Below are 25,641 nucleotides of genomic sequence, written 5' to 3'. Positions count from 1 at the left end.
TATGGCTGAAGCACAAGTTGATTTTTCTGCCCAATTGGAAGCAACACAAATTATGGGCATATTAAATATTACACCAGACTCATTCTCTGACGGTGGGCGCTACAATCAAATAGATCTAGCTGTCAAACGGGCAGGGGAGATGATCGCTGCTGGAGCAGACATTATTGACATTGGTGGCGAATCAACAAGACCAGGTGCGGAAAAGGTAAGCAAAGAAGAGGAGCTTGAGCGTGTTATTCCTGTCATCGAGGCATTGGTACAGGAAGTGGATGTTCCGCTATCTATTGATACGTATAAGGCTGAGGTAGCTGAACGTGCGCTTCAAGCAGGTGCTTCAATTATAAATGACGTATGGGGTGCAAAGGCAGATGTGAATATGGCCAAGGTTGCTGCACAAAATGGAGCAACGATCGTTTTGATGCACAACCGTCTTGATCGTGACTATGGCAATTTTATCGAGGACGTTAAGACTGATTTGAGAGAAAGCATTTCACTTTGTAAAAAAGCAGGAGTCACGGATGAGCAAATCATTCTGGATCCAGGTGTAGGTTTTGTTAAGTCCTATGAACAAAACTTGGAAGTCATTCGTAGGCTTGATGAAATTGCACAAATGGGATACCCGGTTTTACTGGGCGTCTCTCGGAAATCGTTCATTTCCAAAGCACTAGATCTTCCAGTAGAGGATCGATTAGAAGGAACAGGCGCGGCAAACTGTTTAGGAATATCAAAGGGTGCAGGTATTATTCGGGTACATGATGTAAAGGAAATGAGCCGGATGGCAAAAATGATGGATGCCTTGCTTGGAAAGGGGCAGTAATGGATATGGATAAAATACGATTAAATAGAATGAAGTTTTATGGATATCATGGCGTGTTTGAAGCGGAACAAAAACTTGGTCAGCGGTTTCAGGTTGATTTAACGTTGGAGGTTAACTTGGCAGAAGCGGCTGCTACAGATGATCTAACAAAATCAATTGATTATGGAGATGTTTTTTCGCGAGTGCAAAAGATTGTAGAAGGCGAGCCGAAGAAACTACTGGAAGCAGTAGCGGAGTCTATCACATCCGAATTACTGTTGGCGTATCCAATTCTCGAGCAATGTACGGTTGTGCTACTTAAACCGGATCCCCCTATCCCTGGTCATTACGATTCTGTTTCGGTTGAAATCACCAGGTCTCGGGTGAAGAATGTCTAAGGTATATATTTCGCTCGGCTCAAATATGGAGAGTCGATATGGCTATTTAGAAGAAGCTATTAAGCAACTACGTTCTATAGATGAAATTGAAGTGTCTACTATCTCATCCGTTTATGAGACTGACCCAGTAGGCTATGTCGACCAACCTGCCTTTTTAAATCTTGTTATTTGTATAGAAACAACTCTTAGACCTCTTGACCTTCTTTCAGAAACTCAGGCGATTGAGACCCTTTTGGGTAGAAAGCGGGATATAAAATGGGGTCCAAGAACAATAGACCTTGACATTCTTCTTTATGATCAAGAGAATATGAATGTAGAGAGGTTAATGATCCCTCACCCAAGAATGTGGCAACGTGCATTTGTCATTGTGCCACTTTTAGAGATTGCGCCTGATTTATTTATAGATGAATTAGGATTATCGATTAAAGAAGTTTATGAGCAATTAAACGACAAAGAGGGTGTGCGAATGTGGAAACCTTAAACTGGGGCAGGCGTATTCGTGCATTTCGCAAGCTGAAGGGATATACGCAAGAGACCTTTGCAAAAGCAATAGGTGTATCCGTTTCGGTTCTTGGCGAAATTGAACGTGATACGAGGAGTCCAGATGAGCAGTTAGTCAGTCACATTGCATCTGTGTTAGATATATCGATTGAGGAATTGCGTCCTTAGATTAAATTGTAGATCCTTTTTTGAGCTGTTTAAAACTCGTGAATTATAGATTTCTATAGATTGAATATAAGTGTACAGGCTTATGACATAAGTCTGTAGTTGACTAGGAGATGAATGTGGTATGAGTGAAGAGTTGGAATTACATGATTTGTTGGCGGTTAGACGCGATAAATTAAAGCAGCTAGAGGAACAGGGTATAGATGCATTTGGACATAAATTTGAGAGAACGCATACCTCTACGTCGATGGCAGAGGAATTTGATCGTTTCTCTAAGGAAGAGCTAGGGGAAAAAGAAGCTCCGGCAATTCTTGCTGGTCGTATTATGACTAAACGGGGAAAAGGGAAAAGCTGGTTTTGCTCATATTCAAGATCTAACGGGACAAATTCAAATTTACGTTAGAAAAGATGCGATCGGGGACGAGCAATATGCGTTATTTAATACGCTAGATATCGGTGACATCGTGGGAGTGTCCGGTACGGCTTTTAAGACAAATGTAGGGGAGTTATCTTTAAAGGTCTCTGACTTAAAGCTTTTGAGTAAATCGCTTCGCCCACTGCCGGATAAGTTTCACGGGTTAAAGGATGTTGAACAGCGTTATCGTCAGCGTTACGTTGACCTAATTGTTACACCAGATGTTCGTGATACATTTATCGTTCGTAGCCGAATTTTACAATCTATGCGTAGATATCTTGATGATCTAGGATACTTAGAAGTAGAAACACCAATGATGCATTCCATTGCTGGAGGCGCATCTGCTAAACCATTTATTACGCATCACAATACACTTGATATGACGCTTTATATGCGTATTGCTATTGAATTGCATCTTAAGAGATTGATCGTTGGTGGCTTGGAAAAAGTGTATGAGATTGGCCGTGTCTTTAGAAATGAAGGGGTATCAACTCGTCATAATCCAGAGTTTACGATGATTGAGCTTTATGAGGCTTATGCTGACTATAAGGATATCATGGCCTTAACAGAAGGTTTAATTGCTCATATCGCCGAAGAGGTGCTTGGTTCACAGGTCGTTCAATATGGCGAGTATGAGGTGGATTTAACTCCTAAATGGAGAAGAGTCCACATGGTTGATGCGATTAAGGAGCAAACAGGAGTGGATTTCTGGGTGCAAATGACAGATGAAGAAGCTCGTGCACTTGCTAAAGAACACAATGTTCCAATTAAAGAAACGATGAGTTATGGACATGTTGTTAATGAGTTCTTTGAGCACTTTGTAGAAGAAACATTAATTCAGCCGACGTTTATTTATGGACATCCTTTAGCGATTTCTCCTCTTGCTAAGAAAAATCCAGAAGATGAGAGATTCACAGATCGCTTTGAGTTATTTATCGTAGGTAGAGAGCATGCAAATGCATTTACAGAATTAAATGATCCGATTGATCAGCGTGCGCGTTTTGAACAGCAGCTAGTGGAACGTGAGCAGGGTGACGACGAAGCACATATGATGGATGATGATTTTATCGAGGCTCTTGAGTATGGAATGCCTCCAACGGGTGGACTAGGAATCGGGATTGATCGTGTAGTTATGCTTCTAACAAACTCAGCGTCGATCCGTGATGTATTACTGTTTCCGCAAATGAGAAACAAAGAGCAAGGTTAAGACCAAAAGAGAAGGATTGGTTTCACTTAATCGATGCAAAATAGATTAGGTGAAACCCGTTCATTTTCATTTTAAAATATTTTTATGATATTTTTTAAAAAAGTTATTGCATTCGTTTCGCCAGGGTGGTATATTATTTCTTGTCGCCAAGAACGAAACGGCGTTGAAAAAAATTAGTTATTGACAAGTTGATTTCGATTTGTTAGTATAGAAAAGTCGCAGTGAACAGCGACAAACAAGTTCTTTGAAAACTGAACAAAAGCCAAGCGTACGAAGAGATACATGATATCTCATTAGTAATAAAAAAGTCGCAGGTAACACTGTGCAATTGGAAAGTTGATGGAGACATCAACGCCAGCAGTTGAGCAATCAACTCACCACTTTTATGGAGAGTTTGATCCTGGCTCAGGACGAACGCTGGCGGCGTGCCTAATACATGCAAGTCGAGCGGACGTTTTTGAAGCTTGCTTCAAAAACGTTAGCGGCGGACGGGTGAGTAACACGTGGGCAACCTGCCTTATCGACTGGGATAACTCCGGGAAACCGGGGCTAATACCGGATAACATCTAGCATCTCCTGGTGCAAGATTAAAAGAGGGCCTTCGGGCTCTCACGGTGAGATGGGCCCGCGGCGCATTAGCTAGTTGGAGAGGTAATGGCTCCCCAAGGCGACGATGCGTAGCCGACCTGAGAGGGTGATCGGCCACACTGGGACTGAGACACGGCCCAGACTCCTACGGGAGGCAGCAGTAGGGAATCTTCCGCAATGGACGAAAGTCTGACGGAGCAACGCCGCGTGAGTGATGAAGGGTTTCGGCTCGTAAAGCTCTGTTATGAGGGAAGAACACGTACCGTTCGAATAGGGCGGTACCTTGACGGTACCTCATCAGAAAGCCACGGCTAACTACGTGCCAGCAGCCGCGGTAATACGTAGGTGGCAAGCGTTGTCCGGAATTATTGGGCGTAAAGCGCGCGCAGGCGGCCTTTTAAGTCTGATGTGAAATCTTGCGGCTCAACCGCAAGCGGTCATTGGAAACTGGGAGGCTTGAGTACAGAAGAGGAGAGTGGAATTCCACGTGTAGCGGTGAAATGCGTAGATATGTGGAGGAACACCAGTGGCGAAGGCGACTCTCTGGTCTGTAACTGACGCTGAGGCGCGAAAGCGTGGGGAGCAAACAGGATTAGATACCCTGGTAGTCCACGCCGTAAACGATGAGTGCTAGGTGTTAGGGGTTTCGATGCCCGTAGTGCCGAAGTTAACACATTAAGCACTCCGCCTGGGGAGTACGGCCGCAAGGCTGAAACTCAAAGGAATTGACGGGGGCCCGCACAAGCAGTGGAGCATGTGGTTTAATTCGAAGCAACGCGAAGAACCTTACCAGGTCTTGACATCCTTTGACCACTCTGGAGACAGAGCTTCCCCTTCGGGGGCAAAGTGACAGGTGGTGCATGGTTGTCGTCAGCTCGTGTCGTGAGATGTTGGGTTAAGTCCCGCAACGAGCGCAACCCTTGACCTTAGTTGCCAGCATTTAGTTGGGCACTCTAAGGTGACTGCCGGTGACAAACCGGAGGAAGGTGGGGATGACGTCAAATCATCATGCCCCTTATGACCTGGGCTACACACGTGCTACAATGGATGGTACAAAGGGTTGCGAAGCCGCGAGGTGAAGCCAATCCCATAAAGCCATTCTCAGTTCGGATTGTAGGCTGCAACTCGCCTGCATGAAGCTGGAATTGCTAGTAATCGCGGATCAGCATGCCGCGGTGAATACGTTCCCGGGCCTTGTACACACCGCCCGTCACACCACGAGAGTTTGTAACACCCGAAGTCGGTGAGGTAACCTTTTGGAGCCAGCCGCCGAAGGTGGGACAGATGATTGGGGTGAAGTCGTAACAAGGTAGCCGTATCGGAAGGTGCGGCTGGATCACCTCCTTTCTAGGGAGTAATACTTCTAGTCGATCACACAGGTTCGCCTGATGTGAATACGCTTTGGCTTTTGTTCGGTTTTGAATGAACTTCGTTCATTCTGAACCCACTTTTTTTGTGGGCAATGGTTCTTTGAAAACTAAATCGTGCAATGCAAAACACACACAACGCAATCATCTCTATAGATGTGAGCGAGTCTTTATATACACCATACTTGATGAATGGCATCGTCAGATGACCTGAAATCAAATTGGTTAAGTTAGAAAGGGCGCACGGTGAATGCCTTGGCACTAGGAGCCGAAGAAGGACGCGACGAACGGCGAAACGCCTCGGGGAGCTGTAAGTGAGCTTTGATCCGAGGATATCCGAATGGGGGAACCCACCATTTTTAATCGAATGGTACCCGTATCTGAATACATAGGATACGAGGAGGCAGACCCGGGGAACTGAAACATCTAAGTACCCGGAGGAAGAGAAAGAAAAATCGATTTCCTGAGTAGCGGCGAGCGAAACGGAAAGAGCCCAAACCTGAAGGCTTGCCTTCAGGGGTTGTAGGACATTCCATTGGAGTCATAAAGAAACGGAGTAGGTGAAGCATCTGGAAAGATGCGTCAAAGAGGGTAACAACCCCGTAGCCGAAACTTCGTTTCCTCCGGAGTGTATCCTGAGTACGGCGGGACACGTGAAACCCCGTCGGAATCCGGGAGGACCATCTCCCAAGGCTAAATACTACCTAGTGACCGATAGTGAACCAGTACCGTGAGGGAAAGGTGAAAAGCACCCCGGAAGGGGAGTGAAAGAGATCCTGAAACCGTGTGCCTACAACTAGTCAGAGCCCATTAACGGGTGATGGCGTGCCTTTTGTAGAATGAACCGGCGAGTTACGATGTCGTGCAAGGTTAAGCTGATGAGGCGGAGCCGTAGCGAAAGCGAGTCTGAATAGGGCGATTTGAGTACGCCGTCGTAGACCCGAAACCGAGTGATCTACCCATGTCCAGGGTGAAGTTCAGGTAACACTGAATGGAGGCCCGAACCCACGCATGTTGAAAAATGCGGGGATGAGGTGTGGGTAGGGGTGAAATGCCAATCGAACTCGGAAATAGCTGGTTCTCCCCGAAATAGCTTTAGGGCTAGCCTCGAGGGAAGAGTCTTGGAGGTAGAGCACTGATTGGACGAGGGGTCCCCACAGGATTACCGAATTCAGTCAAACTCCGAATGCCAAGTACTTATCCTCGGGAGTCAGACTGCGAGTGCTAAGATCCGTAGTCAAGAGGGAAACAGCCCAGACCATCAGCTAAGGTCCCAAAGTATACGTTAAGTGGCAAAGGATGTGGAGTTGCCCAGACAACCAGGATGTTGGCTTAGAAGCAGCCACCATTTAAAGAGTGCGTAATAGCTCACTGGTCGAGTGACTCTGCGCCGAAAATGTAACGGGGCTAAACGTATCACCGAAGCTATGGATGAACACCTTAGGTGTTCGTGGTAGGGGAGCGTTCCAAGGACAGCGAAGCTAGATCGTGAGGACTAGTGGAGTGCTTGGAAGTGAGAATGCCGGTATGAGTAGCGAAAAGAGGGGTGAGAATCCCCTCCGTCGAAAGCCCAAGGTTTCCTGAGGAAGGCTCGTCCGCTCAGGGTCAGTCGGGACCTAAGCCGAGGCTGAAAAGCGTAGGCGATGGACAACAGGTTGATATTCCTGTACCACCTCTCCACCGTTTGAGTAATGGGGGGACGCAGAAAGGTAGGGTGAGCGCGCTGATGGATATGCGCGTCTAAGCTGTTAGGCTGGAAAGTAGGCAAATCCGCTTTCCGTTCGGCTGAGCAGTGATAGCGAGGGAAATTTAGTACCGAAGTCCCTGATCCTCCGCTGCCTAGAAAAGCCTCTAGCGAGGTGGAAGGTGCCCGTACCGCAAACCGACACAGGTAGGCGAGAAGAGAATTCTAAGACGCGCGGGAGAACTCTCGTTAAGGAACTCGGCAAAATGACCCCGTAACTTCGGGAGAAGGGGTGCTCTATTAGGGTGCAAGCCCGAGAGAGCCGCAGTGAAAAGATCCAAGCGACTGTTTAGCAAAAACACAGGTCTCTGCGAAGCCGCAAGGCGAAGTATAGGGGCTGACACCTGCCCGGTGCTGAAGGTTAAGAGGAGGGGTTATCCTTCGGGAGAAGCTCTGAATTGAAGCCCCAGTAAACGGCGGCCGTAACTATAACGGTCCTAAGGTAGCGAAATTCCTTGTCGGGTAAGTTCCGACCCGCACGAATGGTGTAACGATTTGGATACTGTCTCAACGAGAGACCCGGTGAAATTATAGTACCTGTGAAGATGCAGGTTACCCGCGACAGGACGGAAAGACCCCATGGAGCTTTACTGTAGCCTGATAGTGGATGTTGGTATCGTTTGTACAGGATAGGTAGGAGCCTTTGAAACCGGAGCGCCAGCTTCGGTGGAGGCATTGGTGGGATACTACCCTGACGGTGCTGACATTCTAACCTCGACCCGTGATCCGGGTCAGGGACATTGTCAGGTGGGCAGTTTGACTGGGGCGGTCGCCTCCTAAACAGTAACGGAGGCGCCCAAAGGTTCCCTCAGAATGGTTGGAAATCATTCGAAGAGTGCAAAGGCATAAGGGAGCTTGACTGCGAGACCTACAAGTCGAGCAGGGACGAAAGTCGGGCTTAGTGATCCGGCGGTGCCGAATGGAAGGGCCGTCGCTCAACGGATAAAAGCTACCCTGGGGATAACAGGCTTATCTCCCCCAAGAGTCCATATCGACGGGGAGGTTTGGCACCTCGATGTCGGCTCGTCGCATCCTGGGGCTGAAGTAGGTCCCAAGGGTTGGGCTGTTCGCCCATTAAAGCGGCACGCGAGCTGGGTTCAGAACGTCGTGAGACAGTTCGGTCCCTATCCGTCGCGGGCGCAGGAAATTTGAGAGGAGCTGTCCTTAGTACGAGAGGACCGGGATGGACACACCGCTGGTGTACCAGTTGTTCCGCCAGGAGCATCGCTGGGTAGCTACGTGTGGACGGGATAAGTGCTGAAAGCATCTAAGCATGAAGCCCCCCTCAAGATGAGATTTCCCATGGCGTAAGCCAGTAAGACCCCTTAGAGATGATGAGGTTGATAGGTCTGGAGTGGAAGCGTGGCAACACGTGGAGCGGACAGATACTAATCGGTCGAGGACTTATCCAACATGGTGAAAGACAGTGTGAGTAGCATAGAAACAGGAAGAAGAAGTCACTTCGGTGAATTCCTCCTCCTGTGGGCACGATTTGGTTTTGAGAGAATCTTTTCTCTTATAAGTCCGGTAGCAATAGCGAAGAGGTCACACCCGTTCCCATGCCGAACACGGCCGTTAAGCTCTTCTGCGTCAATGGTAGTTGGGGGCTTCCCCCTGCGAGAGTAGAACGTTGCCGGGCTTACATATTTACTTGGAGGATTAGCTCAGCTTGGAGAGCATCTGCCTTACAAGCAGAGGGTCGGCGGTTCGAGCCCGTCATCCTCCACCATAGAGCCGGCCTAGCTCAATTGGTAGAGCAACTGACTTGTAATCAGTAGGTTGGGGGTTCAAGTCCTCTGGCCGGCACTGTTTAGTTGCAGGTAATATTGTAATTCTCATTTTATGAGCCATTAGCTCAGTTGGTAGAGCATCTGACTTTTAATCAGAGGGTCGAAGGTTCGAATCCTTCATGGCTCACTTCTTAATTTTATATGCGGGTGTGGCGGAATTGGCAGACGCGCTAGATTTAGGATCTAGTGTCTTATGACGTGGGGGTTCAAGTCCCTTCACCCGCATCAATTTAACTGCGGAAGTAGTTCAGTGGTAGAACATCACCTTGCCAAGGTGGGGGTCGCGAGTTCGAATCTCGTCTTCCGCTCCATATTGTTTTTTAAATGTGAACTTGTCCTTACCTCGTGCCGGGGTGGTGGAATGGGCAGACACACAGGACTTAAAATCCTGCGGTAAGTGATTACCGTGCCGGTTCAAGTCCGGCCCTCGGCACCATAATAAAATATGCGCCCGTAGCTCAACTGGATAGAGTACTTGACTACGAATCAAGCGGTTAGAGGTTCGACTCCTCTCGGGCGCGCCATATTACGGGAAGTAGCTCAGCTTGGTAGAGCACTTGGTTTGGGACCAAGGGGTCGCAGGTTCAAATCCTGTCTTCCCGACCATCTTCTTAATGGGGCCTTAGCTCAGCTGGAGAGCGCCTGCCTTGCACGCAGGAGGTCAGCGGTTCGATCCCGCTAGGCTCCACCAAATATTTTTTTGAAAAACATATTGACAAACTTTAATCGGTTTGGTAATATAGAAAAGTCGCCAAAACAGCGACAAACAAGTTCTTTGAAAACTGAACAAAAGCCAAGCGTACGAAGAGATACATGATATCTCATTAGTAACAAAAAAAGTCGCAGGTAACACTGCGCAATTGGAAAGTTGATGGAGACATCAACGCCAGCAGTTGAGCAATCAACTCACCACTTTTATGGAGAGTTTGATCCTGGCTCAGGACGAACGCTGGCGGCGTGCCTAATACATGCAAGTCGAGCGGACGTTTTTGAAGCTTGCTTCAAAAACGTTAGCGGCGGACGGGTGAGTAACACGTGGGCAACCTGCCTTATCGACTGGGATAACTCCGGGAAACCGGGGCTAATACCGGATAATATCTAGCACCTCCTGGTGCAAGATTAAAAGAGGGCCTTCGGGCTCTCACGGTGAGATGGGCCCGCGGCGCATTAGCTAGTTGGAGAGGTAATGGCTCCCCAAGGCGACGATGCGTAGCCGACCTGAGAGGGTGATCGGCCACACTGGGACTGAGACACGGCCCAGACTCCTACGGGAGGCAGCAGTAGGGAATCTTCCGCAATGGACGAAAGTCTGACGGAGCAACGCCGCGTGAGTGATGAAGGGTTTCGGCTCGTAAAGCTCTGTTATGAGGGAAGAACACGTACCGTTCGAACAGGGCGGTACCTTGACGGTACCTCATCAGAAAGCCACGGCTAACTACGTGCCAGCAGCCGCGGTAATACGTAGGTGGCAAGCGTTGTCCGGAATTATTGGGCGTAAAGCGCGCGCAGGCGGCCTTTTAAGTCTGATGTGAAATCTTGCGGCTCAACCGCAAGCGGTCATTGGAAACTGGGAGGCTTGAGTACAGAAGAGGAGAGTGGAATTCCACGTGTAGCGGTGAAATGCGTAGATATGTGGAGGAACACCAGTGGCGAAGGCGACTCTCTGGTCTGTAACTGACGCTGAGGCGCGAAAGCGTGGGGAGCAAACAGGATTAGATACCCTGGTAGTCCACGCCGTAAACGATGAGTGCTAGGTGTTAGGGGTTTCGATGCCCGTAGTGCCGAAGTTAACACATTAAGCACTCCGCCTGGGGAGTACGGCCGCAAGGCTGAAACTCAAAGGAATTGACGGGGGCCCGCACAAGCAGTGGAGCATGTGGTTTAATTCGAAGCAACGCGAAGAACCTTACCAGGTCTTGACATCCTTTGACCACTCTGGAGACAGAGCTTCCCCTTCGGGGGCAAAGTGACAGGTGGTGCATGGTTGTCGTCAGCTCGTGTCGTGAGATGTTGGGTTAAGTCCCGCAACGAGCGCAACCCTTGACCTTAGTTGCCAGCATTTAGTTGGGCACTCTAAGGTGACTGCCGGTGACAAACCGGAGGAAGGTGGGGATGACGTCAAATCATCATGCCCCTTATGACCTGGGCTACACACGTGCTACAATGGATGGTACAAAGGGTTGCGAAGCCGCGAGGTGAAGCCAATCCCATAAAGCCATTCTCAGTTCGGATTGTAGGCTGCAACTCGCCTGCATGAAGCTGGAATTGCTAGTAATCGCGGATCAGCATGCCGCGGTGAATACGTTCCCGGGCCTTGTACACACCGCCCGTCACACCACGAGAGTTTGTAACACCCGAAGTCGGTGAGGTAACCTTTTGGAGCCAGCCGCCGAAGGTGGGACAGATGATTGGGGTGAAGTCGTAACAAGGTAGCCGTATCGGAAGGTGCGGCTGGATCACCTCCTTTCTAGGGAGTAATACTTCTAGTCGATCACACAGGTTCGCCTGATGTGAATACGCTTTGGCTTTTGTTCGGTTTTGAATGAACTTCGTTCATTCTGAACCCACTTTTTTTGTGGGCAATGGTTCTTTGAAAACTAAATCGTGCAATGCAAAACACACACAACGCAATCATCTCTATAGATGTGAGCGAGTCTTTATATACACCATACTTGATGAATGGCATCGTCAGATGACCTGAAATCAAATTGGTTAAGTTAGAAAGGGCGCACGGTGAATGCCTTGGCACTAGGAGCCGAAGAAGGACGCGACGAACGGCGAAACGCCTCGGGGAGCTGTAAGTGAGCTTTGATCCGAGGATATCCGAATGGGGGAACCCACCATTTTTAATCGAATGGTACCCGTATCTGAATACATAGGATACGAGGAGGCAGACCCGGGGAACTGAAACATCTAAGTACCCGGAGGAAGAGAAAGAAAAATCGATTTCCTGAGTAGCGGCGAGCGAAACGGAAAGAGCCCAAACCTGAAGGCTTGCCTTCAGGGGTTGTAGGACATTCCATTGGAGTCATAAAGAAACGGAGTAGGTGAAGCATCTGGAAAGATGCGTCAAAGAGGGTAACAACCCCGTAGCCGAAACTTCGTTTCCTCCGGAGTGTATCCTGAGTACGGCGGGACACGTGAAACCCCGTCGGAATCCGGGAGGACCATCTCCCAAGGCTAAATACTACCTAGTGACCGATAGTGAACCAGTACCGTGAGGGAAAGGTGAAAAGCACCCCGGAAGGGGAGTGAAAGAGATCCTGAAACCGTGTGCCTACAACTAGTCAGAGCCCATTAACGGGTGATGGCGTGCCTTTTGTAGAATGAACCGGCGAGTTACGATGTCGTGCAAGGTTAAGCTGATGAGGCGGAGCCGTAGCGAAAGCGAGTCTGAATAGGGCGATTTGAGTACGCCGTCGTAGACCCGAAACCGAGTGATCTACCCATGTCCAGGGTGAAGTTCAGGTAACACTGAATGGAGGCCCGAACCCACGCATGTTGAAAAATGCGGGGATGAGGTGTGGGTAGGGGTGAAATGCCAATCGAACTCGGAAATAGCTGGTTCTCCCCGAAATAGCTTTAGGGCTAGCCTCGAGGGAAGAGTCTTGGAGGTAGAGCACTGATTGGACGAGGGGTCCCCACAGGATTACCGAATTCAGTCAAACTCCGAATGCCAAGTACTTATCCTCGGGAGTCAGACTGCGAGTGCTAAGATCCGTAGTCAAGAGGGAAACAGCCCAGACCATCAGCTAAGGTCCCAAAGTATACGTTAAGTGGCAAAGGATGTGGAGTTGCCCAGACAACCAGGATGTTGGCTTAGAAGCAGCCACCATTTAAAGAGTGCGTAATAGCTCACTGGTCGAGTGACTCTGCGCCGAAAATGTAACGGGGCTAAACGTATCACCGAAGCTATGGATGAACACCTTAGGTGTTCGTGGTAGGGGAGCGTTCCAAGGACAGCGAAGCTAGATCGTGAGGACTAGTGGAGTGCTTGGAAGTGAGAATGCCGGTATGAGTAGCGAAAAGAGGGGTGAGAATCCCCTCCGTCGAAAGCCCAAGGTTTCCTGAGGAAGGCTCGTCCGCTCAGGGTCAGTCGGGACCTAAGCCGAGGCTGAAAAGCGTAGGCGATGGACAACAGGTTGATATTCCTGTACCACCTCTCCACCGTTTGAGTAATGGGGGGACGCAGAAAGGTAGGGTGAGCGCGCTGATGGATATGCGCGTCTAAGCTGTTAGGCTGGAAAGTAGGCAAATCCGCTTTCCGTTCGGCTGAGCAGTGATAGCGAGGGAAATTTAGTACCGAAGTCCCTGATCCTCCGCTGCCTAGAAAAGCCTCTAGCGAGGTGGAAGGTGCCCGTACCGCAAACCGACACAGGTAGGCGAGAAGAGAATTCTAAGACGCGCGGGAGAACTCTCGTTAAGGAACTCGGCAAAATGACCCCGTAACTTCGGGAGAAGGGGTGCTCTATTAGGGTGCAAGCCCGAGAGAGCCGCAGTGAAAAGATCCAAGCGACTGTTTAGCAAAAACACAGGTCTCTGCGAAGCCGCAAGGCGAAGTATAGGGGCTGACACCTGCCCGGTGCTGAAGGTTAAGAGGAGGGGTTATCCTTCGGGAGAAGCTCTGAATTGAAGCCCCAGTAAACGGCGGCCGTAACTATAACGGTCCTAAGGTAGCGAAATTCCTTGTCGGGTAAGTTCCGACCCGCACGAATGGTGTAACGATTTGGATACTGTCTCAACGAGAGACCCGGTGAAATTATAGTACCTGTGAAGATGCAGGTTACCCGCGACAGGACGGAAAGACCCCATGGAGCTTTACTGTAGCCTGATAGTGGATGTTGGTATCGTTTGTACAGGATAGGTAGGAGCCTTTGAAACCGGAGCGCCAGCTTCGGTGGAGGCATTGGTGGGATACTACCCTGACGGTGCTGACATTCTAACCTCGACCCGTGATCCGGGTCAGGGACATTGTCAGGTGGGCAGTTTGACTGGGGCGGTCGCCTCCTAAACAGTAACGGAGGCGCCCAAAGGTTCCCTCAGAATGGTTGGAAATCATTCGAAGAGTGCAAAGGCATAAGGGAGCTTGACTGCGAGACCTACAAGTCGAGCAGGGACGAAAGTCGGGCTTAGTGATCCGGCGGTGCCGAATGGAAGGGCCGTCGCTCAACGGATAAAAGCTACCCTGGGGATAACAGGCTTATCTCCCCCAAGAGTCCATATCGACGGGGAGGTTTGGCACCTCGATGTCGGCTCGTCGCATCCTGGGGCTGAAGTAGGTCCCAAGGGTTGGGCTGTTCGCCCATTAAAGCGGCACGCGAGCTGGGTTCAGAACGTCGTGAGACAGTTCGGTCCCTATCCGTCGCGGGCGCAGGAAATTTGAGAGGAGCTGTCCTTAGTACGAGAGGACCGGGATGGACACACCGCTTGGTGTACCAGTTGTTCCGCCAGGAGCATCGCTGGGTAGCTACGTGTGGACGGGATAAGTGCTGAAAGCATCTAAGCATGAAGCCCCCCTCAAGATGAGATTTCCCATGGCGTAAGCCAGTAAGACCCCTTAGAGATGATGAGGTTGATAGGTCTGGAGTGGAAGCGTGGCAACACGTGGAGCGGACAGATACTAATCGGTCGAGGACTTATCCAACATGGTGAAAGACAGTGTGAGTAGCATAGAAACAGGAAGAAGAAGTCACTTCGGTGAATTCCTCCTCCTGTGGGCACGATTTGGTTTTGAGAGAATCTTTTCTCTTATAAGTCCGGTAGCAATAGCGAAGAGGTCACACCCGTTCCCATGCCGAACACGGCCGTTAAGCTCTTCTGCGTCAATGGTAGTTGGGGGCTTCCCCCTGCGAGAGTAGAACGTTGCCGGGCACTTTAAGAACCCCTTCATCTGATGGTTAACCCATTGGATGAAGGGGTTTTTTGTGTGGATATGGATTGGAGTTGAGGAAGCAAGAGGAATCGAGATTTAGCCAGAAGAGGAGAGGGATAGTAAGAAAAAAGGGCGGAGAATCAAGAAGAAAAGATGGAAAGGAATAAACCTATTCGGGTTTAGATCGATTGAAGCTGGAAGTGGAAGGAAGAAATCAATCCGGACTTAGACCGATTAGAAGCAGTAAACGAAAGGAACAAAGGCAATACCAAGAAACAGGCGAACGTAACCAAGCAAGAGCACCCATTCACCAAGAAATAGGCTTCATTACCAAGAGAAACCAGAGATAATACAAGAGCAAATCATCATTTACCCAGCATCAAGCTCCTATACTAAGAAAAACAACTAGGTAACCAAGAACCTCCCTTCACTAGCAAGAGAAAGAACAACGTTAGCAAGAACCTTTTTCATACCACCAAGAGACTTCTCTTCACACCAAGAACCACCTTCCTGTACCAAGCCCGAGCCCTCCGCACCAAGAGAGAAAGCCCAAAAGCAAGAGCACTCTCCAACTACTGAACAAGCCGCATCGCAACACTCAAACCATTTCAAAAGGAATAAACCTATTCAGGTTTACCCCATTATATAAACCCTACAAACCACTTAACCCGAAAACCAAAGGCAAAACCAAGAACAACAAAACCTTAACCAACGAAAAGCACCCATTCACCAAGAACCAAGCTGCACCACCAAGAGATACTGGAGGATAAGCAAGAGGAAGGGGAATATTAGCAAGAACCCACCACATAAAACCAAGCTCCCCCTCCCCACACCAAGATCTAACACATAAAACCAATCCTCCACCAAATCCTTTCTCCAAAAAAAGTCTAGATCATGCAAACCTGGAGAGACTAGAAGACACAGAATTTGAACTTTTTAATCAAAATGATTATAATAAAGTTAGTCAAATATAGTCAAAGTCAGATCGCGAACTAGATCGTGCACCAATTCATTCATCAGATCATCCATCTGAAGAGAGGGGGGTAACAAAATGCGAAATATCTCTGATTTTATTGAGCAGTACTTAAAAAGTACTTTACTAAAAAGTGGTAATGAGCTACTAGAGATAAAGAGAAGTGAGTTAGCGAAGAGATTTGAATGCGTCCCCTCTCAAATAAATTATGTTATTAGTACTCGTTTTACCTTGGAAAAAGGTTATATTGTTGAAAGTAAACGTGGTGGCGGAGGTTACATTCGAATTATAAAAGTTGAGACTCATGAGAAGGTCGACCTATATGATCATCTACTCCACCTTATTGGACCAGTCATTGATCAACAGACAGCTGAAACGATTGTGATGCGGTTATTTGAAGAGAAGGCAGTAACAAAAAGAGAAGCGAATTTAATGGTAAGTGTTCTTGATCGCTCTGTACTAAAAGTAGAGCTACCTTATCGAGACCAAATTCGTTCAAATGTTTTAAAAGCAATGATTAATACTCTTAAATATAAGTAAGCTAGATGAAAAAGAGGTGAGCGCATATAATGAAGTGCCAAGAGTGTCAACAGCGGCAGGCTACCCTACACTTTACAAAGATTATTAATGGTGAAAAAACAGAGATACATCTTTGCGAAACGTGTGCAAAAGAGAAGGGTGAACATATTCCCGGATCTAATACATTTTCGATTCATCAGCTTTTATCAGGATTGTTGCATTTTGAGCATCCAGATATCCAGGGCAGCGAGCATAAATCGGCGCCTAAGGAAAGAACGTGTGAAAGTTGCCAGATGACGTACAGTCAATTTGTTGAAATAGGAAGGTTTGGCTGTGCGACTTGTTATGAAACCTTTGATGATAAGCTTGACCCAGTGCTGCGCCGTGTACATAGCGGAAATGTAAGGCACCATGGTAAAATTCCGAAACGAATTGGTGGAGGAATTAAACGTCAAAAAGAAATCAACGCACTCAAATCGAAAATTAAAGAATACATTGAAAGTGAAGAGTTTGAAAAAGCAGCTGAAGTACGAGATCATATTCGTTCATTAGAGCAAAAAAATAAAGAGCAAGAGGAGGGGTGATATGACACTTGAGCGTTTTATAAAAGATGCAATTAGTCCTTGGATGAAGGAAACAGGGACAGATTTAGATATTGTTCTAAGTAGCAGAATTCGATTGGCTAGAAACCTTAAGGATTATGCTTTTCCAATCCTCTCCTCTTTAAATCAGTCAAAAGAAGTGACAGATTATACTGTGGATGCACTAACAAATGCTCCAAATGAGCAAATTGGCTCGATAGATACTTTGTACATGGAAGAGTTAAAGTCTAATGAAAAACGAGTGTTAGTTGAAAAACACTTAATTAGTCCACACTTAGCTGAACAATCCAAACACGGGGCAGTGCTGTTAAATAAAGACGAATCACTAAGCATAATGATTAATGAAGAGGATCATCTGCGTATTCAGTGTTTATTTACAGGCTCACAATTGGAGAATGGCCTGGACATTGCACAATCTGTTGATGATTGGGTTGAGGAACACCTTACGTATGCATATGATGAAAAGCGTGGCTATTTAACGAGTTGTCCAACAAATGTAGGGACGGGAATGCGTGCCTCAGTGATGATGCATTTGCCAGCTCTTGCGATGACGCAGCAAATCAATCGAATTTTACCGGCAATTAATCAATTAGGTTTAGTTGTTAGAGGAATTTATGGCGAGGGTAGCGAAGCTTTAGGTAACCTCTTTCAAATCTCTAATCAAATTACACTGGGGAAATCTGAGCAGGATATCGTTGATGATCTTCATGGCGTTGTGACACAGCTGATTCAGAGAGAACGAAATGCGAGACAGGTGCTTATGCAGAACTCTCGATTAAAACTCGAGGATCGGATTCATCGTTCATATGGAATCTTGTCTCACAGTCGCATTATTGAGTCGAAGGAAGCAACACGAAGACTATCAGATGTTCGGCTAGGAATAGATTTAGGGTTAATTGAGGGATTATCAGGGAACATACTTAATGAGCTGATGATTTTGACTCAGGTTGGATTCTTACAGCAGTTTGCAGGAGATGTATTAACAGCAGAACAGCGAGACGAGCGTAGAGCCGCTTTGATTCGTGAAAGGCTTCAAATTAAGGATTAGTGAACTGATTATGATGGAGGTGGCCACAAATGATGTTTGGTCGATTTACAGAGAGAGCTCAAAAGGTATTGGCACTAGCACAAGAGGAAGCAATTCGTTTAGGCCATAACAATATAGGAACCGAGCATATTCTACTTGGTCTGATCCGTGAGGGCGAAGGCATTGCAGCTAAAGCATTACAAGCGCTTGGACTTGGACCAGAGAAGCTGCAAAAAGAAGTAGAGACCTTGATTGGAAAAGGTCAGGAAGGTTCCAAAACAAAGCATTACACACCACGTGCGAAAAAGGTTATCGAGCTTTCTATGGATGAAGCACGTAAGCTAGGTCATTCATATGTTGGCACAGAGCACATTCTTCTTGGATTAATTCGTGAGGGTGAAGGTGTGGCAGCGAGAGTGTTAAATAACTTGGGCGTAAGCTTAAATAAGGCGCGTCAGCAAGTTCTTCAATTGTTAGGAAGCAATGAAGGAGGAAGCTCCTCACAGCAGAGTGGTGCGGTTTCTAATGCAAATACGCCTACACTTGATAGCTTAGCTCGTGATTTAACGGCCATTGCTCGTGAAGAGTCATTGGATCCTGTGATTGGACGTAGCAAAGAGATTGAACGAGTGATTCAGGTTCTTAGCAGACGTACAAAGAACAATCCGGTTCTGATTGGTGAGCCTGGTGTTGGTAAAACGGCTATTGCAGAGGGATTAGCCCTCTCTATTGTTGCCAATGAAGTGCCAGAGACATTACGCAACAAACGTGTGATGACACTTGATATGGGAACAGTTGTAGCAGGAACTAAGTACCGTGGTGAGTTTGAGGATCGTTTGAAAAAGGTGATGGATGAGATTCGCCAAGCAGGAAATGTCATTCTATTTATTGACGAACTTCACACTCTAATTGGTGCTGGTGGAGCAGAAGGTGCCATTGATGCTTCGAACATCTTAAAACCATCGCTTGCTCGTGGAGAGCTACAGTGCATCGGGGCCACAACCATAGATGAGTATCGTAAATACATCGAGAAGGATGCAGCGCTTGAGCGTCGTTTCCAAGCCAATTCAAGTGAACGAACCTACACTTGAGGAATCAATTCTAATCTTAAAAGGGCTTCGTGATCGCTATGAAGCGCATCACCGTGTCACGATTACGGATACAGCGATTGAAGAATCGGTTAAATTATCTGATCGTTATATTCCGGATCGTTTCTTACCAGACAAAGCAATTGATTTGATTGATGAGGCAGCATCTAAAGTGCGTCTGCGTTCATACACGGCACCACCTGATTTGAAGGAGCTTGAGCAGCGACTTGAGGAAACTCGTAAAGAAAAAGACGCGTCTGTTCAAAGTCAAGAGTTTGAAAAGGCGGCGTCACTACGCGATACAGAACAACGTTTGCGTGAGCAGCTTGATGAAATGAAAAACAAGTGGAAAAAGAAGCAGGGTCAAGAAAACACAGAAGTGATGGTAGAAGACATTGCTCAAGTGGTGGCTAGCTGGACTGGTATTCCTGTCGCGAAGCTAGCTCAAGAAGAGACAGAACGTTTATTAAAAATGGAAGAGATTCTTCATCAACGTGTGGTTGGTCAAGAGGAAGCTGTGCTCTCCATATCTAAAGCAGTTCGTCGCGCAAGAGCAGGTCTAAAGGATCCGAAGCGTCCTATTGGTTCATTTATCTTTCTAGGACCAACGGGTGTCGGTAAAACAGAGCTTGCCCGTGCTGTTGCTGAGACGTTATTTGGAGACGAAGATTCAGTTATTCGAATTGATATGTCGGAATATATGGAAAAACATTCTACAAGCCGTTTAGTCGGTTCACCTCCAGGGTATGTTGGACATGAGGAAGGCGGTCAATTAACGGAGAAAATTCGTCGTAAGCCTTACTCTGTTATTCTGTTAGATGAGATTGAGAAAGCACATCCAGATGTGTTTAATATTTTGTTACAGGTACTTGAGGATGGTCGTTTAACTGACTCTAAAGGGCGTACGGTTGATTTCCGTAATACAGCGGTTATCATGACGTCTAATGTTGGAGCAAGTGCTCTAAAAGGCAATAAATATCTTGGCTTTACGACTGAGACTGAAGGTCGTGAATACAAGGACATGAAAGACCGTGTGATGGGCGAGCTGAAAAACAGCTTTAGACCTGAGTTCATTAATAGAATTGATGAAATCATTGTCTTCCACGCATTAGAGAAGAAGCATATTCGAGAAATTATTACGTTGATGGCTGATCAATTGAAAATCCGCTTAAAAGAGCAGGGAATTGATTTTGAATTGACTGAGGAAGCTAAAGATAAAATTACGGACCTTGGTTATGATCCGGAATATGGTGCAAGACCACTACGTCGTGCATTGCAGAAGCAAGTCGAGGATCGTTTGTCTGAGGAACTATTAAAGGGCACAATTTCCAAAGGACAAAAAGCCGTTATTGGTGTGAAGGATAACGAGTTATTTGTAGAAACTGTTGATACAAAAGAAGAGACAGCAGCGTCGAAGTAATGGTTTAAGATGCGTTTGATTTAGTTGTTTAACAACAGACCGGGAGTTTGAATGGCTCCTGGTCTTTATTTTTAATTGGAGTGTCTTGGAGGAAAATGAATGGCGAAGAAAAAGACCAAGTTTGTATGCCAGGATTGTGGGTATGAATCGGCAAAATGGATGGGTAAGTGCCCTGGATGCCAGGAATGGAATACGATGGTGGAAGAGATGGAGGCAGTTGCTAAACAATCCAGCAGAAGTTATGTGACCTCTTCAACTACTACCACTAAACCTCAGCCGCTCTCCAAGGTTGTAGGAGACCGTGAGCCTCGTATTGATACAACCATTCAGGAGTTAAATCGAGTGCTTGGTGGAGGGATTGTACCGGGTTCTCTTGTTTTAGTTGGTGGGGATCCAGGTATAGGAAAATCAACGCTGCTTCTTCAGCTTTCTGCTAAACTTGCTGCGAAAAACGAGAAGGTGCTATATATATCCGGTGAGGAATCGATTAAACAAACGAAGCTACGGGCAGATCGATTAGGTATGATTTCACCAGAGTTATACGTACTTGCTGAGACAGATCTACAGTTTATCCAGCACGCTATTGAAGAAGTGGAGCCTTCATTAGTCATCATTGATTCTATTCAAACGGTATATCAAGATGATATCACCTCAGCACCAGGTAGTGTCGCACAGGTACGTGAGTGTACTGCGGCTTTTATGAAAATTGCCAAGACAAAAGGAATTGCTATTTTTATTGTTGGACATGTAACAAAACAAGGTTCAATTGCAGGACCCAAGCTACTTGAGCATATGGTAGACTCAGTCCTCTATTTTGAAGGGGAACGTCATCATACTTATCGTATTTTACGGGCTGTGAAAAACCGTTTTGGGTCAACAAATGAAATGGGAATCTTTGAAATGAAGGAAGCAGGATTAGAAGAAGTGTTAAATCCTTCAGAGATTTTCCTTGAAGAACGATCACAAGGGGCATCAGGGTCGGTTGTTGTAGCTTCGATGGAGGGCACAAGACCCGTGTTAGTAGAATTACAGGCGCTTATATCTCCTGCTGGTTATGGAAACCCTAGGCGTATGGCAACGGGTATGGATCACAACCGAGTATCCTTATTGATGGCGGTGCTTGAAAAACGTGTAGGATTGTTATTACAAAATCAAGATGCCTATCTAAAGGTTGCTGGTGGAGTGAAGCTAGATGAGCCGGCAATTGATTTAGCGATTGCGTTAAGTATCGCGTCAAGTTTTAAAGATAAACCAACACAATCAATGGATGCGGCGATTGGTGAGGTTGGGTTAACAGGTGAAATTCGCCGAGTGTCACGGATTGATCAACGAGTGAATGAAGCAGCTAAGCTAGGATTCAAACGTGTTATTATTCCGGAAAAAAATCTTGGAGGATGGACTGTACCGCCTGGCATTGAAGTCATAGGCGTGCCAACCTTGGAGAAGGCGATAGAAGTTGTTCTTGGGGGGTAGTTAAAATGGATGAACAAAACAGAAATGAATTTATACAAAATCTATTAAAGTTAGTGGCACCTGGAACACCTTTACGGGCTGGGATTGATAATGTACTTCGCGCGAATACAGGTGGATTAATTGTTCTAGGATATCCGGATGATATGAAACAAATTGTAGACGGAGGATTCCATATCAATTGTCCATTTTCTCCGGCATATTTATATGAGCTAGCTAAAATGGATGGAGCTATTATTTTAAGTGATGACGGCAAAAAGATCCTTTATGCCAACACTCAGCTAGTTCCAAATAATGGCATTAGCTCAAATGAAACAGGCATTCGTCATCGCACAGCTGAACGTGTGGCAAAGCAGACGAATCAGCTAACCATCTCCATTTCACAACGTCGAAATGTTATTACCCTTTATCAGGGAGAATTTCGTTATTCCTTAAAGGATATCGGCGTCATCTTAACAAAAGCGAATCAAGCTATTCAAACGCTTGAAAAGTACAAATCTGTTTTGGAGCAATCCATTACAAACCTTGGGGCACTGGAATTCGAGGAACTCGTCACTCTTTCTGAAGTTACTCAAGTTGTACACAGAGTACAAATGGTGCTCAGAATCAACGAGAGATTCTGAACTACATCAATGAACTTGGAGACGAAGGTCGTTTGATTACGATGCAATTAAAAGAGCTTGTCTCAGACACAGAGAAGGAAGCTGCCTTTTTGTTAAAGGATTATGTGAAAGACAGTAAGCAAGATGTATCAAAGACTCTGAAGGATCTTACCGACCTACAAACGGAAGATTTATTAGACGAACCTGCCATTATAAAGGCACTTGGCTACCCAAAAAATGTGAATCTCACTGAGTTTGTGGTTTCGCCACGAGGATACAGAATTCTGCATCGTATTCCTAGGCTGCCATCACAAATCATTGAAAATCTAATTAACGAGTATGAATTTTTGTCCAATATCGTGCTAGCAGATACAGATAAATTGGATGAAGTAGATGGTATTGGAGAGGCAAGAGCGAAGATGATTAAGAACGGCTTAAACCGAATTCAGGAGCAACTTTTTATTGATCGTCATCTGTAATTGTGACAATCGGTTATATTTTTAAGTCTTAAAAATGTTGTTTTATGGATGTCTTGTGTAAAATTCCAGTTTACTAGGTTTTGATTCCTAAATCTTGTCTATAATAGCTAGAAGGAGGTGGACCGTTATGATGACGTGGATCGTAAAAATATTTTTAATGGTAGCTGGCGGGGCTCTAGGCTTCTTATTTATTCCTGAACTTATCCAACTTTTTACTAATGATAGTATTCCCGCCTGGATACAGAATGAATTTACTGGTATGGCTATTGGGATTTTACTTATGTATATTGTATCAATGTGGTTGGCACGTTACATTGTAAATGTAATGAAAGTTCTTGAGGAACGAATTTTAAAAGCTTCGTTAACAGATATCATGTCAGGAACACTTGGATTAATTTTGGGTTTGGTTATAGGATATTTAATTAGTAGTCAAATCGCGCAACTGCAAATTCCAGGCGTGCAAAACATTTTACCTATCTTTGTGACAATCATTCTTGGTTATTTTGGTTTCCAAATTGGTTTTAAAAAACGGGACGAGCTTGTACAACTGTTTTTGGTTAATCGTGGCGGAGGAAAAGACAAGAAAGCTGATGAACAAACAGAATCACATAAAAAGCTCAAGATCCTTGATACTAGCGTGATTATTGATGGTCGGATTGCGGATATTTGTAAAACTGGTTTTCTTGAAGGTACGTTAGTTATACCAGAATTTGTTCTAGCGGAGCTTCAGCATATTGCGGATTCATCGGACGCGCTTAAACGAAATCGTGGAAGACGTGGACTGGATATTCTGAATAAAATTCAAAAAGAATTACCAATTGATGTTGAGATTTATGACGGTGACTTTGAGGACATTCAAGAGGTTGACAGTAAGCTTGTGAAGCTCGCAAAGATCTCAGATGGTGTTGTAGTCACAAATGATTTTAACTTAAACAAAGTATGTGAGCTGCAAGGCGTAGCTGTACTAAATATTAATGATTTAGCAAATGCCGTCAAACCAGTAGTCCTACCTGGAGAGAAAATGAATGTTCAGGTGATTAAGGATGGCAAGGAACACCATCAAGGCGTCGCGTATTTAGATGATGGCACGATGATCGTTGTAGAAGGCGGTCGAGAGTTTATCGGTAAACAAATTGATGTTGTTGTGACAAGTGTACTTCAAACAAGTGCAGGTCGAATGATTTTTGCGAAACCAAAGGTATATGAAAAAGCACTCTAACATGTTCATTATAAAAAAAGCGCCGGGACACTGGCGTTTTTTCTTTTCTATTTCATCGTTTAATCCAGCTAAATGTGTGTAAACATTGGGATGGACATGCTAAAATAAAACGAATGCATGTATGAGAATTGGAGAGGGCATGATGATGTACAGTATTGTGATCCCAGCTGCTTGGGCAGGGTAAACGAATGAAAGTTGGAATGAACAAGCAATTTATTGAATTAAATCAAATACCACTCATTGCGTACACATTACAAGTGTTTGAAGAGGACGAGCAATGCAAGCAAATTGTTCTTGTTGCGAATGAATCTGAAATAGAGGCCATGCAAGAGATTGTCAGTGACTATAACATCCAAAAGGTCAAAAAGATTGCTGTTGGTGGTGAAGAACGCCAAGCAAAGTGTATATGAAGGCTTAAAGCAATTAGAAGGACCTGATGAGATTGTGTTAGTACATGATGGAGCCAGGCCGTTTATTAGGAAATCGATTATCCATGAACTTATCAAAACCACAAATGAAGAAGGTGCGGCCATTGTTGGTGTGAGGATGAAAGACACCGTTAAACGAGTGGTGGATCATCAAATTGCCGAAACAATTGATCGTACTGAATTGTGGTCTGTTCAAACTCCGCAAGCTTTTTGGCGCGATTCCTTATTAGACGCTCATAAAGAAGCGGAAGAGAAGGCGTTTGTAGCAACAGACGATGCAAGCATCATGGAATGGATGGATACGCGGGTCGTTATGGTGGAGGGTGATTATAGCAATGTGAAAATCACAACACCGGAGGATCTACTAATGGCAGAGGCAATTTTACGAAAAAGGAGAATGGAACATGATTCGAATCGGACAGGGGTTTGACGTTCACCAATTAACTGAAGGGCGTCCTTTAATCATTGGAGGTATTACAATTCCATATGAGAAAGGATTACTAGGGCATTCTGATGCAGATGTGCTTTTGCATACAATTGCAGACGCTGCTCTGGGGGCCATTGGTGAAGGGGATATCGGAAAACATTTCCCTGATACTAGCGAGGAATTTAAGGATGCAGATTCAAAAGTGTTGCTTCAAGATGTATGGTCATTAGTCAAAGAGCGTGGATTTAAGCTTGGAAATGTAGACTGTACTATTATGGCGCAACTTCCCAAGATGGCGCCTCATATTGAAGATATGAGAAATCAAATTGCGCGGCTTTTAGAAGCAGATCCAACTTAGGTGAATGTAAAAGCGACAACAACGGAAAAACTAGGCTTTACCGGTCGTGGTGAAGGAATCGCTGCACAGGCTGTTATTCTAATTGAACAAGCATAGGTGAATGTTTTCACTAATGGTGTTAAAATAGAAGCCGACTACAGAAGATAACGATTAATAGAAGATTAATGAAATGGATGGTGTTTGAAC

General features: G+C 45.9%; 9 protein-coding genes, 9 tRNA genes, 6 rRNA genes and 5 pseudogenes. All 29 read left to right on the top strand.

Translation table 11 applies throughout. From position 1 onward, the window contains the following. Nucleotide 1 precedes the first annotated feature (1 nt). Nucleotides 2–817, top strand: a complete 816-nt coding sequence (folP, locus tag NDM98_RS21350; RefSeq protein ID WP_251611516.1) for a dihydropteroate synthase — start codon at nt 2–4, stop codon at nt 815–817. A 5-nt stretch (nt 818–822) separates the two neighbouring features. Next, nucleotides 823–1,194, top strand: coding sequence for a dihydroneopterin aldolase (folB, locus tag NDM98_RS21345; protein ID WP_251611515.1), 372 nt, complete (start codon nt 823–825; stop codon nt 1,192–1,194). Beyond that, entirely contained in the window at nt 1,187–1,675 is a 489-nt protein-coding gene (gene folK, locus NDM98_RS21340) for a 2-amino-4-hydroxy-6-hydroxymethyldihydropteridine diphosphokinase (RefSeq protein ID WP_251611514.1), read from the top strand. Before folB ends, folK begins: the two co-directional genes overlap by 8 nt. Next, complete coding sequence (locus tag NDM98_RS21335; RefSeq protein WP_251611513.1) at nt 1,663–1,863, top strand: helix-turn-helix domain-containing protein; 201 nt, start codon at nt 1,663–1,665, stop codon at nt 1,861–1,863. The genes folK and NDM98_RS21335 overlap by 13 nt, the downstream gene beginning before the upstream one ends. A 121-nt stretch (nt 1,864–1,984) precedes the next feature. Beyond that, nucleotides 1,985–3,482, top strand: a pseudogene (gene lysS, locus NDM98_RS21330) (lysine--tRNA ligase). 382 nt (nt 3,483–3,864) lie between these two features. Continuing rightward, a 16S ribosomal RNA gene (locus NDM98_RS21325) occupies nt 3,865–5,417 on the top strand. A 243-nt stretch (nt 5,418–5,660) separates the two neighbouring features. Then, nucleotides 5,661–8,593: ribosomal RNA gene (locus tag NDM98_RS21320) — 23S ribosomal RNA — on the top strand. Between the two features lie 111 nt (nt 8,594–8,704). Beyond that, nucleotides 8,705–8,820, top strand: a 5S ribosomal RNA gene (rrf, locus tag NDM98_RS21315). A 14-nt stretch (nt 8,821–8,834) separates the two neighbouring features. Continuing rightward, nucleotides 8,835–8,910: transfer RNA gene (locus tag NDM98_RS21310), tRNA-Val, on the top strand. 4 nt (nt 8,911–8,914) lie between these two features. Continuing rightward, nucleotides 8,915–8,987 (top strand) — tRNA-Thr (locus NDM98_RS21305). Nucleotides 8,988–9,025: 38 nt separating this feature from the next. After that, nucleotides 9,026–9,098 (top strand) — tRNA-Lys (locus NDM98_RS21300). 16 nt (nt 9,099–9,114) lie between these two features. Further along, nucleotides 9,115–9,196 (top strand) — tRNA-Leu (locus tag NDM98_RS21295). 11 nt (nt 9,197–9,207) lie between these two features. Then, nucleotides 9,208–9,282 (top strand) — tRNA-Gly (locus tag NDM98_RS21290). Nucleotides 9,283–9,318: 36 nt separating this feature from the next. Further along, nucleotides 9,319–9,407, top strand: a tRNA-Leu gene (locus NDM98_RS21285). Between the two features lie 11 nt (nt 9,408–9,418). Further along, nucleotides 9,419–9,495: transfer RNA gene (locus NDM98_RS21280), tRNA-Arg, on the top strand. A gap of 5 nt (nt 9,496–9,500) precedes the next feature. Next, nucleotides 9,501–9,577: transfer RNA gene (locus tag NDM98_RS21275), tRNA-Pro, on the top strand. Nucleotides 9,578–9,587: 10 nt separating this feature from the next. Continuing rightward, a tRNA-Ala gene (locus NDM98_RS21270) sits at nt 9,588–9,662 on the top strand. A gap of 223 nt (nt 9,663–9,885) precedes the next feature. Next, a 16S ribosomal RNA gene (locus NDM98_RS21265) occupies nt 9,886–11,438 on the top strand. A gap of 243 nt (nt 11,439–11,681) precedes the next feature. Next, nucleotides 11,682–14,615 (top strand): 23S ribosomal RNA (locus tag NDM98_RS21260). 111 nt (nt 14,616–14,726) lie between these two features. Then, nucleotides 14,727–14,842, top strand: a 5S ribosomal RNA gene (rrf, locus tag NDM98_RS21255). The 16S, 23S and 5S rRNA genes sit together here with 9 tRNA genes alongside, the layout of an rRNA operon. Before the next feature lie 1,052 nt (nt 14,843–15,894). Then, nucleotides 15,895–16,356, top strand: a complete 462-nt coding sequence (locus tag NDM98_RS21250; RefSeq protein WP_251611512.1) for a CtsR family transcriptional regulator — start codon at nt 15,895–15,897, stop codon at nt 16,354–16,356. A 29-nt stretch (nt 16,357–16,385) separates the two neighbouring features. Continuing rightward, nucleotides 16,386–16,919 (top strand): protein-arginine kinase activator protein McsA, encoded by a 534-nt coding sequence (gene mcsA / locus NDM98_RS21245; RefSeq protein ID WP_251611511.1) that lies wholly within the window; start codon nt 16,386–16,388, stop codon nt 16,917–16,919. 1 nt (nt 16,920) lies between these two features. Then, a complete protein-coding gene (mcsB, locus tag NDM98_RS21240) occupies nt 16,921–17,985 on the top strand; it encodes a protein-arginine kinase McsB (protein ID WP_251611510.1) in 1,065 nt (354 codons plus the stop codon). Between the two features lie 29 nt (nt 17,986–18,014). Further along, nucleotides 18,015–20,472: pseudogene (gene clpC, locus NDM98_RS21235) on the top strand (ATP-dependent protease ATP-binding subunit ClpC). A gap of 99 nt (nt 20,473–20,571) precedes the next feature. Further along, complete coding sequence (radA, locus tag NDM98_RS21230; RefSeq protein WP_251611509.1) at nt 20,572–21,945, top strand: DNA repair protein RadA; 1,374 nt, start codon at nt 20,572–20,574, stop codon at nt 21,943–21,945. 5 nt (nt 21,946–21,950) lie between these two features. Continuing rightward, nucleotides 21,951–23,023, top strand: a pseudogene (disA, locus tag NDM98_RS21225) (DNA integrity scanning diadenylate cyclase DisA). 127 nt (nt 23,024–23,150) lie between these two features. Beyond that, entirely contained in the window at nt 23,151–24,242 is a 1,092-nt protein-coding gene (locus tag NDM98_RS21220; RefSeq protein WP_251611508.1) for a PIN/TRAM domain-containing protein, read from the top strand. A gap of 142 nt (nt 24,243–24,384) precedes the next feature. Beyond that, nucleotides 24,385–25,100 (top strand): annotated as a pseudogene (gene ispD / locus NDM98_RS21215) (2-C-methyl-D-erythritol 4-phosphate cytidylyltransferase). Beyond that, nucleotides 25,075–25,551 (top strand): annotated as a pseudogene (ispF, locus tag NDM98_RS21210) (2-C-methyl-D-erythritol 2,4-cyclodiphosphate synthase). Before ispD ends, ispF begins: the two co-directional pseudogenes overlap by 26 nt. The last annotated feature ends 90 nt before the right edge of the window (nt 25,552–25,641 follow it).

Origin of the sequence: Alkalicoccobacillus plakortidis, assembly GCF_023703085.1 — a bacterium.
GTDB lineage: Bacteria > Bacillota > Bacilli > Bacillales > Bacillaceae_D > Alkalicoccobacillus > Alkalicoccobacillus plakortidis.
The sequence above is the reverse complement of the archived record's forward strand: the minus strand, read 5'-3'. Positions and strand labels throughout refer to the sequence as shown.

Excerpts from the sequence above, each read along its gene's own strand:
- folP (WP_251611516.1), top strand. The coding sequence starts at position 2 with ATGGCTGAAGCACAAGTTGATTTTTCTGCCCAATTGGAAGCAACACAA.
- folB (WP_251611515.1), top strand. The coding sequence starts at position 823 with ATGGATAAAATACGATTAAATAGAATGAAGTTTTATGGATATCATGGC.
- folK (WP_251611514.1), top strand. The coding sequence starts at position 1,187 with ATGTCTAAGGTATATATTTCGCTCGGCTCAAATATGGAGAGTCGATAT.
- NDM98_RS21250 (WP_251611512.1), top strand. The coding sequence starts at position 15,895 with ATGCGAAATATCTCTGATTTTATTGAGCAGTACTTAAAAAGTACTTTA.
- mcsA (WP_251611511.1), top strand. The coding sequence starts at position 16,386 with ATGAAGTGCCAAGAGTGTCAACAGCGGCAGGCTACCCTACACTTTACA.
- mcsB (WP_251611510.1), top strand. The coding sequence starts at position 16,921 with ATGACACTTGAGCGTTTTATAAAAGATGCAATTAGTCCTTGGATGAAG.
- radA (WP_251611509.1), top strand. The coding sequence starts at position 20,572 with ATGGCGAAGAAAAAGACCAAGTTTGTATGCCAGGATTGTGGGTATGAA.
- NDM98_RS21220 (WP_251611508.1), top strand. The coding sequence starts at position 23,151 with ATGATGACGTGGATCGTAAAAATATTTTTAATGGTAGCTGGCGGGGCT.